Genomic DNA, 10,586 nt, shown 5'->3' with positions numbered 1-10,586 from the left:
CTTATACAAATAATCGATACACGAATTATTATTCACCATTCCGTTCATCTTTTCCTGTTTTCTGTTCATTTTCTCCGCGTTTTGAAATTCAAGCGCCTCCCAATAGCGGCTAAGCGCTGGCGTTTGATGAATTTGCTCAAGAAGCGCAGCATCTTGATGAATCATCTGATCGACGGTCGACGGAAACGACAGCGGCTTCACCAAATGAAGCTGGTCGCCCTCTTCGCGGCGGAGATAGCCGAGCAGGCTCAACCAATGCAAATACTCGCCGACGGCCTCACGATACGTATCCCGGCCGACAAGCGGCAGCCGGCGCGGAACGAGGCGGCCGGTGCGGATTTTGTCGTCGAGCCACTGAAATAAAGATACTGCCGTTGCCGGCCGTCCGGTCTTTCCAAGAAGAAACAAAAGGACATACGTTTGCCAAATGAACGGCGCCGTCTCCCATAAATACCCGCGCGGCACTGGCCAGCCAGCTTCGGTCGGAAACAGTGACGGAACGATGCCCGCCTGGTAAAAATCAGCACAAATGCGGCGCACGGTTTGGTTCGGATAAAGCGGAAACGTCCGCCGCCATTGTTTTTTTCGTTCGAGCCATCGTTCCCAAAACGTGGGTGAAAGCGGCAGCGGGCAGGGGGCCATCCAATCGGGGAACGAAAACGACGAAAGCGGAATCGAATCGACCGCAGCGAACGTTCGCTGCACCGATAGCGGCAACGGGCGAAAAAGGCGGATGAAGCGTTTCGTCTCTGGACTGTAGTACCATATATGTGGAACGACTGAATGTGGAGCGCGATGGGCAAACAACCATTGAAACCGGGAGAGCTGCACTTCCCCCGAATATTTTGGCGAACGCCGCAAATGATGGGCTCCTAACACCCACAACGGGCGGATGCCAAGGAGACGGTAGCCGTCATTGCGTTCGCGAAACAGCGATTCATCGATCGTGGAACATTGGTATTCGAGGGCATAAAGGTGTGGGCCATGGCGGAACAATATGTCAGGACGCTGCTTGATGGCGGGCAAATACGGCTCGAGCTTCGCCTCCATGCCTTGGCGAATGAGCCACGCGAACAAGTCTCGCTTCCCAGTTAAGTGACGCTCCGACTCCGGTTCGTGCTCGACCGGGCAGGCCGCCCCTTTTCGATGGGCGAAATGCGGCAAACGGTAGCGGCCCGACCGGAGCACCACTTCTTGACGGCACGCGGGACAAAAAAACGGTTCCTGTCGTTTCAGGCGCATCAGCCCCTCTCGTTCCCATCTTTCCGCCCCGGCAAGCGAAACCGTCCTGCCATCAGCTGAGAGAGCGACAAACAACATGATCACTTCCTTTCCAGTAAAAAATAGTTGTCTGTGAGCGGGAACAGCTGGAATTGTTCTCTGCTGCCCCCTTCACCGTCCGGTTCTTCCCTTTTATTCGTTGACCATCGCCGGTTTTCCTGCCCAAAGCCAAACTGCGCCGAAAAAAGTCCGCCGATTCGGCGGACTGGCGTTTACAAGCGGTTGGTTACAACAGAGGCGACAACAGCCGGGAGACCGATTCCGCGATGCGCACCCGGAACGGGCGCTGTTGAAACTGTTCGTAGTCGATCATGGAAGCGTGGCGAAAATCTTCCAAAAAGTCGCGGACGAGTTTATGAATGCTGTCGGTATAATACAAAAAGGCGTTCACTTCAAAATTTAAATGGAAACTGCGCATATCCATGTTCGCCGTGCCGATCGAGGCGAGCTCGCCATCGACGACGATGACTTTGCTGTGCAAAAACCCTTTCTCATACTCGTAAATTTTCACCCCAGCCTCGAGCAGCTCGGGAAAATACGAGCGCGAAGCGTAAAAGACAATTTTTTTATCCGGACGCTTTGGCGCCAGCAGGCGAACATCGATGCCGCTTAACGCCGCCACTTTGAGCGCCGTCAAAATGTCTTCATCCGGCACAAAGTACGGCGAGGCAACCCAAATCGACCGTTTGGCCGACGTAATCATGGCAAAATACAGCTGTTTGATCACTTCCCACTTTTGGTCCGGACCGCCGGCAATGAGCTGCACCCCGCCTTGCCCTTCCTCGACGATGAGCGGCGGCGACAAATAGTCCGGCGTCAACAAGCGTTCTCCCGTCATGTAATACCAATCTTGCAAAAAAATGAGCTGGAGCGTCCGGACGGCTTCACCGCGGATCAATAAGTGCGTATCGCGCCAAAATCCGAAATATTTGTTTTTTCCTAAATACTCATCTCCGATGTTCAGCCCGCCGACAAAGCCGACGCCTCCATCGATGACAATGATCTTTCGGTGATTGCGGAAATTGATTTGGTTGCTTAAAAACGGGAGGCGCACTGGTGAAAACGGGATCATCTCGACTCCAGCCGCGCGCAGCTCCTCGATATAGGCGTTTGACAACTTCCAACTTCCAACGGCGTCGTACAAAAAACGGACGCGCACCCCTTGGCGCGCCTTTTCCATCAAGACGCGCTTCAACTGTTGGCCGATTTCATCATGACGGACGATATAATATTCTAAATGAATATGGTGTTCCGCTTTTTCCAGTTCAGCAAAAATAGAAGAAAATGTCTCCTCTCCGTTCGTCAACACTGCCGTCTGCGAGGCGAGTGAAACCGGATGCTGGCCGATGCGATAAGCAAGGCGCAAAAGCGGACGCTGATGGGGCGCCATCGGCAGCCGCTCGACGGCAATCGGCGACGGCTCTTGAAACTTGAGCAGCACCGCCTCATCAAAATCGGCTTTCTTTTTATAGCGCCGTTGTTGCCAATAGTTGCGTCCGAACAATAAATAAAACAAAAAGCCGACAATCGGAAAGCTCCCCAGCACCGCCAGCCAAGCGATCGTCTGCGCCGGCTTTCGATTCTCAAGAGAAATGACCAGCGCAATAAAGATGACGGAACAAGACATCAATACGCTGAAAAGACCAAGCAGCTTCCCTTCCCAAAACCCGTTCGTCAATGCCAGCAACGCGCCGACAATGACGACGAGAATCGCCACTCTCGATGTGTTTCGCAACAAAACCCCTCCACCCGGCTCTTCATGATGGCCGTTTTTCTTCCGCTAACGTAGAAAACGCCGATTTCTGGCGGCGAAATCGGCGGAATGGAAACATTATGAGGCTGGAAAATACGTTTTGATCGTTTCGAGTGCATTGTCGCCCATAATTTCAGTCCCGTATTCTTCAAGTCGATAAATCGTCAGCTGGGAATCGCTTCCGTATTCCAACAGAAGGCTGAGCATATTGTCCACTTCCTGCTCGGTGTAGCGCTCGTCAAACTCCACGAACAAGTAATAGCGGCCTTCAAATTGGAACAGGCGGTTCGACAATCGAGAGAAGTCAGCGCGATGGGCCAAGGAAATGACATCCTCGATATCTTGGAACGAAAGGGTGAATTGAAGGACATCTTGCTCTTCTCTCTCCTCGGCGTCCCCGTTTTGACCAAAGTGGAAATGGTGGCCGAACAGCGATTCCACCTTTTCATCAGCTGACAGCGAAAACTCGCGCCATTTCTCTTCTGGAAGCGGCAGCTCGAGCTTGCTTCCGTCTTTGGACAACTGCGCTTTCGTCACGACGACTTCAAGCCCTTTTTCGAGCGCCTGCACTTGGATCCAAAGCGGACCATCGAGCGAAAAATCGCTTTCCCCATGAACTTCATCCATCATTTCCCAAAATAATTCTTCGCTTCGTTCCCGATTGTACCAAATTTCCTCGCGGTCAAAGCCGCGCTCCTCTATATCAACATAGGAAATGTAGAACTTCACCGTATGTTCATTGATGCGTTCGATTTCCATTTCTCAACTCTCCCTTCTAAAACAAAGAAATAAAAAAGGAAGGGATTGTGCCCCTGAAACTATTTAAATCAAAACTTATGATCTTGTACTTTTATTTTATGATAAAAAGCGAAAGAAGGGAAATAAAAAAACGCATTTTTAAAAATTGGTTATGAAACCGGCCATGCCCTACTATAATGATGATGAACACGGACGGAATGAGGGACGCCTATGGTGGATGAATACATCGTTTCCATCTTGCTGATTATCGGCATTGATGTCATTCTTGGCGGGGACAATGCGGTTGTCATTGCGCTAGCAAGCCGCAACTTGCCGGAACAAAAGCGGAATGTGGCCATCATTGTCGGCACCGCGCTGGCGATCGCTGTTCGCATTGTCTTGACGGTGGCCGTCGTTTGGCTGTTGACGATTCCGTTCTTGCAGCTCGCTGGAGGCATCGTCCTCTTTTGGATCGCCTTGAAACTGATCGGGCAAAAAGACGAAAAACCGACTATGATCAAAGCCGAACCGTCGCTTTGGAAAGCCATCCAGACGATCGTCGCCGCCGATGTCGCCATGGGTCTTGACAACGTCATCGCCATCGCTGGAGCGGCTCAAGGCCATATCGGACTTGTTGTGTTCGGTTTTCTCTGTTCCGTTCCTATCATCATTTTAGGCAGCAAAATCATCCTTTATGCCATGGAACGGTTCCCGATTCTCATTTATGCCGGCGGCGCCCTCTTGGCGTACACCGCTGGAAAGATGATCGCTGCCGAAGAGCGGTTGCGCCCGTTTTACCCCCCGAATGGGGAGGCGCTGTTTCCAATGGCGGCGGCCGTTCTTGCCGTTTTGCTCGGCTTGGCGGCCCACCGCCGGTCGCGCGCCGCATAAAGCAAATGATAAAAAACTTCTACATGGCAGACCATGTAGAAGTTTTTTTATTACCCGTTCACCAGCCGCTGCGCTTCACGAAGCTGATACGCCCGCACTTTGCGCGGCAGAAAGCGGCGGATTTCATCTTCGTTGTAGCCGACTTGAAGCCGCTTTTCATCAATGATGATCGGCCGGCGCAAAATGCCTGGGTTTTTTTGAATGAGTTCGTACAAGTCTTGCAGCGGCAGAGCTTCCAAGTTAATGTTCAGCTTTTGGAATACTTTCGAACGGGTGGAAATGATCTCATCCGTCCCCGTTTCCGTCATCCGCAAAATCTCTTTAATCTCCTCGACCGTGAGCGGCTCAGAGAAAATATTGCGCTCGACATAAGGAATATTGTGCTTCTCGAGCCACGCCTTCGCCTTCCGGCATGACGTGCAGCTCGGTGATGTGTATAGCTTGACCACTTCGATCACTCCTTTTGACAAGGAATCCCTTGCTTCCCTCGTCCGTCAGACGACAGACGTGCACCGCTATGCCGGTTTGACGTCTGACAGCATAGCGACACGGCCTGAACGCCAGTCTGGCGATCAGCCGCTTTGCCAATCGTTTGCAAATTGAAATGACTTTAACATGATATATTATACAATACATCGGCCAAGAAAGATATAGTTTTTCGATGATAAATGCAATTTTCTTTCTTTCCTCTTCCAAAGTGAAGGCAAATCCTCTACAATCAAAGTAGAAAAGGAAAAGGGAGGAAGAACCGATGGCCGGCTATTTCATCGACTTTGCCATTGCTTCGGCATTGATCGTCGTCCTCACCGCATTGATGGGGAACATCAGCAACACGATCGGAGAGCGGATGTTCGGCCGAAACAAAAGTGGAAAGCATGTCGAGGCCTCTCGCCGCATCCAACAAGGATGGAAAGTCGTCGGAGGAAAAAAATAACGCGCCAAGACAGGCGCATAGGTGGGCGCCGCCTCTTTCACCGTTCGCATCATGCGGTGATGAAGGAGCGGCGCTTTTTTCGATTTGGCTAGGCATACATCGCCCGATACCGCTTATACTCTTCCTCCGAACAAAGCACAAAATGGCCAGGCGTAATTTCACGGAATTCAAGTTCCTCTCCATCTTTGTAGCCATGTTGCGCCGGATCGTAAACGATCCGCTTGCGCGTCCGCTCCGTTTCCGGATCAGGAAGCGGAATGGCCGACAAGAGCGCCTTCGTGTATGGGTGGATCGGATTGCGGTACAGCTCTTCCGCGTCGGCAAGCTCGACCATTTTCCCGAAATACATGACGCCGATCCGGTCGCTGATGTATTTGACCATCGACAAGTCATGGGCAATAAACAAGTACGTCAATCCTTTTTCACGCTGCAGCCGCTTCAGCAAGTTGACGACTTGCGCCTGAATGGAAACGTCAAGCGCCGAAATCGGCTCATCGGCGATGATGAATTCCGGTTCGACCGCCAACGCCCGGGCGATGCCGATCCGCTGGCGTTGCCCGCCCGAAAACTCATGCGGGTAGCGGCTGGCATGCTCGCGGTTCAACCCGACCGTCTCAAGCAGCTCATAGACGCGCTGCATCCGCTCCTCTTTCGTTTTCGCCAATCCGTGGATGTCAATGCCCTCAGCGATAATGTCGGCGACCGTCATCCGCGGATTGAGCGACGCATACGGATCTTGGAAAATCATTTGCATTTTTCGGTTTAACTCTTTCAGCTCTTTTTTTGATTTTTTGCCGTGTACGTTAACGCCGTTAAACAGTACTTCTCCGTCTGTCGCCTCATACAGCCGAATGATCGTCCGCCCCGTTGTCGACTTGCCGCAGCCCGACTCGCCGACAAGGCCGAACGTTTCCCCTTTATAAATGTCAAACGTGACGCCGTCGACCGCTTTGACGACCTCGCCGCGGCCGGCCGGGAAGTATTGTTTTAAGTTTTTCACTTCAAGCAGCTTTTGCTTAGCCACGCGGCTTCCCTCCTTTCCGGGCGACGATGTCAGCAAACCGTTTCATCCGCTCGCGCACGATCGCCGGCGGTTCCACTTTCGGCGCCATCTCATGCAACAGCCATGTCGCCGCATAGTGCGTATCAGACACTTGGAACATCGGCGGCTCGAGCTCATAGTCGATTTTGAGCGCATACGGATTGCGCGGCGCAAACGCATCGCCTTTTGGCGGATTTAACAAATCCGGCGGCGAGCCCGGGATCGAATACAGCTCCGTATCTTTATGATCAAGGCTCGGCATCGAGGCGAGCAATCCCCACGTGTACGGATGTTTCGGATTGTAAAAAATTTCATCCACCGTGCCGATCTCCACGATTTTCCCGGCATACATCACCGCCACTCGATCGGCCATGTTGGCGACAACCCCTAAATCATGGGTGATGAAAATAATCGACATGCCGAGCTTTTTCTGAATGTCTTTCATGAGCTCCAAAATTTGCGCCTGAATCGTCACATCCAGCGCGGTCGTCGGTTCATCGGCGATCAAAATTTTCGGATTGCACGCCAAGGCGATGGCGATGACAACACGCTGGCGCATTCCGCCGGAAAATTGGTGCGGGTATTGCTTCATGCGCAGCTCGGCGTTTTTAATGCCGACCAGCTGCAATAGTTCAATCGCCCGTTTGCGCGCTTCCTCTTTCGACAGCTTTTGATGCTTTAAAATCGCTTCCATAATTTGCTTTCCGATCGTCATCGTCGGGTTGAGCGACGTCATCGGATCTTGGAAAATCATCGAAATTTTCGCCCCGCGGATCGATTGCATGTCTTTCTCCGACAGCTTGGTCAAGTCTTTTCCTTCAAATAAAATTTCCCCTTGCTTGATTCGGCTCGGCGGCGTCGGCAACAGGCGCATCAACGCCTTGGATGTCACGGATTTCCCAGACCCCGACTCGCCGACGATCGCCAGCGTTTCTCCCTTATACAAGTCGAACGTGACGCCGCGAACCGCCTGCACTTCACCGGCGTGGATGTCAAAGGAAATATGCAAATCGTTCACCTGCAAAATTTTCTCCATCGGTTTCACCCCTTCCGTCGGCTATTTGCGCATTTTCGGGTCGAGCGCATCGCGAATTCCGTCTGCCACCAAGTTGAAGCTTAAAATGAGCAAGCTGATCACAACCGCTGGAATAATCATCAAATGCGGATACGTTTGAATCGATTTATACCCGTCATTGACAAGCGAGCCAAGCGACGCTTCCGGCGGACGGATGCCAAGGCCGATAAAGCTTAAAAACGCCTCCGTGAAGATGGCCGATGGAATTGTGAACATCGTCGTAATGATGATTGGGCCGATGACGTTCGGGATCAAATGTTTGAAAATAAGCCGTGATGTCGGCGCTCCGAGCGTCCTTGCCGCCAGCACGTATTCCATGTTCTTTAATTTCAACACTTGCCCGCGCACGATCCGCGCCATCGTCGTCCAACCGGTAATGACCATCGCCAGCGTGATGGAAATGATTCCAGGCTCAAAAATCAAAATGAACAAAATGACCATAATTAAATACGGGATGCCGTTTAAAATTTCGATGATCCGCTGCATCACATTGTCGACGCGGCCGCCATAGTAGCCGGAAATGCCGCCGTACGCAATGCCGATCAATAAGTCGATCAACGCCGCCAGCAAACCAATGTAAAGGGAGATACGCGTGCCATACCACGTCCTCACCCACAAGTCGCGTCCTAAGTCATCCGTGCCAAACCAATAGTACTCTTTCACGCCGCGCTGTTTATACACATCAACGCCGTTCGCATCCCGGCCGTCAAACGGAAGCCAATGAATATGTTCAAGCACCGGGATTTTCGGCGGAAGTTTCGCATGCCGCAAGTTTTGATCTTTATACGTCCGGTCGCTCGCCATCGGGGCGATGATCGCCATGAGCGCCAAGATGATAATCATCACGAGCCCGACGATCGCTGCCTTGTTTTCCCGAAGGCGAAGCCAAGCATCCTGCCAAAACGTCAAGCTTGGACGATTGATTTTTTCCTGCTCACCAACGTTCGGCGGGGCGGGCTGAAACCATTCCGGTGACAGTTGTTCGTATTGTTGTTTCGCCATCATTTTTTCCCTCCCGCTAACCGGATGCGTGGGTCGACAATCCCATAGAGAATATCAACGATAAAAATGACAAAAATCAATAACGCCGAATAAAACAACGTAGTGCCCATAATGACAGGGTAGTCGTTCAGCTCGATCGAACGGACAAACTGCTCGCCGAGACCGGGAACGGCAAAAATTTTCTCGATGACGAGCGTTCCCGTCATTAAGTTGACCGCCATCGGTCCGAGAATTGTGATAACTGGAATGAGCGAGTTGCGGATCGCATGCTTGATGATGACCCCCGCATTGCTAATCCCTTTCGCGCGGGCTGTTAAAATATAATCGGATGACAGCACCTCAAGCATTTCCGTACGCATAAAGCGGGCGGTGTTGGCAATGACGCCGACAGACAGCGCCAACGTCGGCATAATCGTATACTTAAACCCTTCCCAAAACGCGACCGGCAGCCATTGCAGTTTAACACCGATGAAATACTGCAGAAATCCGGCCAACACGAACGACGGAACGGAAATCCCGATGACTGCAATGACCGTGGCTGTATAATCTCCCCAACTGTTATGGCGAATAGCCGCCAAAATGCCGAGCACTAAACCGACGAGCGTGCCCAAGACGATCGCCTGGAACCCAAGCTGGGCCGACGGGCCGATCCGGTCGCCGATCAACTCTGTTACCGGCCGGTTGTCATACTGGAACGAAACACCCAAATCTCCTTTTAACAAGTTGCCTAAATATTGAACGTATTGGACAGGCACTGGTTTGTCGAGCCCATATTCTTTCAAAATGATGGCTCGCTGCTCTGGGGTCAATTTTTCTTGGTTTTGCAGCGGCGAACCGGGCAACAGCTTCATCAAAAAGAACGTCACGGTCGCAATAATAAACAGCGTAATCACCATATATACGAGCCGCTGAATCGTATACCGCGCCATGGCTGCACCTCCTCTGTTTATTTCCTGTTTAATACCAATGGTATTTCAATCTTCAAGTTTTTTCGACATTTTTCGCCTTGGCAGGCAAAAGGAGAGTATATGCCCTTGCATATACTCTCCTCCGCACCTCCTAGAGAACGGTTACTCGATATACGCCCATTTATAGCTATAATCTCCACCAAATGAATGAATAACAATGTCTTTTACGTATTCACGTTGCAAATACGCACGGCCGCGTTGATACAGCGGAGCAATTGGCATTTCTTCAAAGAGGATTTTTTCTGCTTTCAACATTGCGTCCCAACGGGCTTGCAAGTCGCCAAGCAGCGTCGTTTTCGCATCTTTAATCAGCTTGTCATATTCAGCATTCGACCAGCCCGTTTGGTTGTGCGGGTTATTTGTCGTCCACAGATCAAGGAACGTCATCGGGTCTTGATAGTCCGGACCCCAGCCAGAGAAGGATAGTTCATACTGCATATTGCTTTCTAGCTCAAGTTTTTGTTTGAACGGCTGTTGTTTAATGTTGACCGTAAGGCCAGGCAAGTTCTTTTCAAGCTGTTCTTTTAAGTATTCGCCGACTTTCTTCGCGACGTCGTCGTCATAGTTTAACAATTCAATAGTGAATTTATCTTTGCCAAGCTCTTTTTTCGCTTGCTCCCACAATTTTTTCGCTTCGTCCACATTGTACGACACTAAATCGCCGTTAGCGTCACGGAAGTCTTTGCCGTCCGGACCGGTGACGAAGTCTTTCGGAACCGCATAGTTGGCCACAACCGAGCCGTTGTTGAACAACGTGTTCACCATCGCCTCTTTATCGATAGCCATCGCGATCGCTTTGCGAGCGTTGACGTTGTTCAACGGTTCTTTCTTCGTGTTCATGCGCAGCCAGAAAATCGATGGTTCAAGATACGTGTGGAAATTTTTGTCGTTTTTATATTTAT

Annotated in this window: 11 protein-coding genes; 2 read left to right on the top strand and 9 right to left on the bottom strand. The window is 51.2% G+C overall.

The window, feature by feature from the left end; translation table 11 throughout:
• The 3 genes from GZ1_RS16600 to mecA all read right to left on the bottom strand — a co-directional run.
• A partial coding sequence (locus GZ1_RS16600) for a competence protein CoiA (RefSeq protein WP_060788913.1) occupies positions 1–1,320 on the bottom strand: 1,320 nt, incomplete at its 3' end.
• A 187-nt stretch (positions 1,321–1,507) separates the two neighbouring features.
• Positions 1,508–3,016, bottom strand: a complete 1,509-nt coding sequence (cls, locus tag GZ1_RS16595; RefSeq protein ID WP_011230321.1) for a cardiolipin synthase — start codon at positions 3,014–3,016, stop codon at positions 1,508–1,510.
• Positions 3,017–3,112: 96 nt separating this feature from the next.
• Complete coding sequence (mecA, locus tag GZ1_RS16590) at positions 3,113–3,793, bottom strand: adaptor protein MecA (protein WP_020753707.1); 681 nt, start codon at positions 3,791–3,793, stop codon at positions 3,113–3,115.
• Between the two features lie 210 nt (positions 3,794–4,003).
• On the opposite strand from mecA, the gene GZ1_RS16585 reads away from it, so the two are divergent.
• Positions 4,004–4,663 (top strand): TerC family protein, encoded by a 660-nt coding sequence (locus tag GZ1_RS16585; RefSeq protein ID WP_020753709.1) that lies wholly within the window; start codon positions 4,004–4,006, stop codon positions 4,661–4,663.
• 50 nt (positions 4,664–4,713) lie between these two features.
• On the opposite strand, the gene spxA is transcribed toward GZ1_RS16585, so the two are convergent.
• A complete protein-coding gene (spxA, locus tag GZ1_RS16580) occupies positions 4,714–5,112 on the bottom strand; it encodes a transcriptional regulator SpxA (RefSeq protein WP_011230318.1) in 399 nt (132 codons plus the stop codon).
• Between the two features lie 302 nt (positions 5,113–5,414).
• Here spxA and GZ1_RS16575 point away from each other — a divergent pair, with 302 nt between their 5' ends.
• Positions 5,415–5,597: a hypothetical protein gene (locus GZ1_RS16575; protein ID WP_011230317.1), complete on the top strand. Its 183-nt coding sequence runs from the start codon at positions 5,415–5,417 to the stop codon at positions 5,595–5,597.
• An 88-nt stretch (positions 5,598–5,685) separates the two neighbouring features.
• Here the strand turns inward: GZ1_RS16575 and oppF are convergent, their stop codons facing one another.
• From oppF to GZ1_RS16550, 5 genes are all read right to left on the bottom strand, one after another.
• A complete protein-coding gene (gene oppF, locus GZ1_RS16570; protein WP_015374156.1) occupies positions 5,686–6,621 on the bottom strand; it encodes an ABC transporter ATP-binding protein in 936 nt (311 codons plus the stop codon).
• The gene (locus GZ1_RS16565) at positions 6,614–7,675 is read right to left on the bottom strand and encodes an ABC transporter ATP-binding protein (protein ID WP_060788912.1); all 1,062 of its coding nucleotides are present in this window, start codon (positions 7,673–7,675) and stop codon (positions 6,614–6,616) included. The genes oppF and GZ1_RS16565 overlap by 8 nt, the downstream gene beginning before the upstream one ends.
• Positions 7,676–7,696: 21 nt before the next feature.
• Positions 7,697–8,719, bottom strand: coding sequence for an oligopeptide ABC transporter permease (opp3C, locus tag GZ1_RS16560; protein ID WP_044743398.1), 1,023 nt, complete (start codon positions 8,717–8,719; stop codon positions 7,697–7,699).
• Complete coding sequence (gene opp3b, locus GZ1_RS16555; protein WP_014195171.1) at positions 8,716–9,645, bottom strand: oligopeptide ABC transporter permease; 930 nt, start codon at positions 9,643–9,645, stop codon at positions 8,716–8,718. Before opp3b ends, opp3C begins: the two co-directional genes overlap by 4 nt.
• A 141-nt stretch (positions 9,646–9,786) precedes the next feature.
• A partial coding sequence (locus tag GZ1_RS16550; RefSeq protein WP_167346371.1) for a peptide ABC transporter substrate-binding protein occupies positions 9,787–10,586 on the bottom strand: 800 nt, incomplete at its 5' end.

It is taken from the genome of Geobacillus zalihae NBRC 101842, assembly GCF_001544135.1.
Lineage (GTDB): Bacteria > Bacillota > Bacilli > Bacillales > Anoxybacillaceae > Geobacillus > Geobacillus zalihae.
This window is presented reverse-complemented; position numbering and strand designations above follow the sequence as displayed.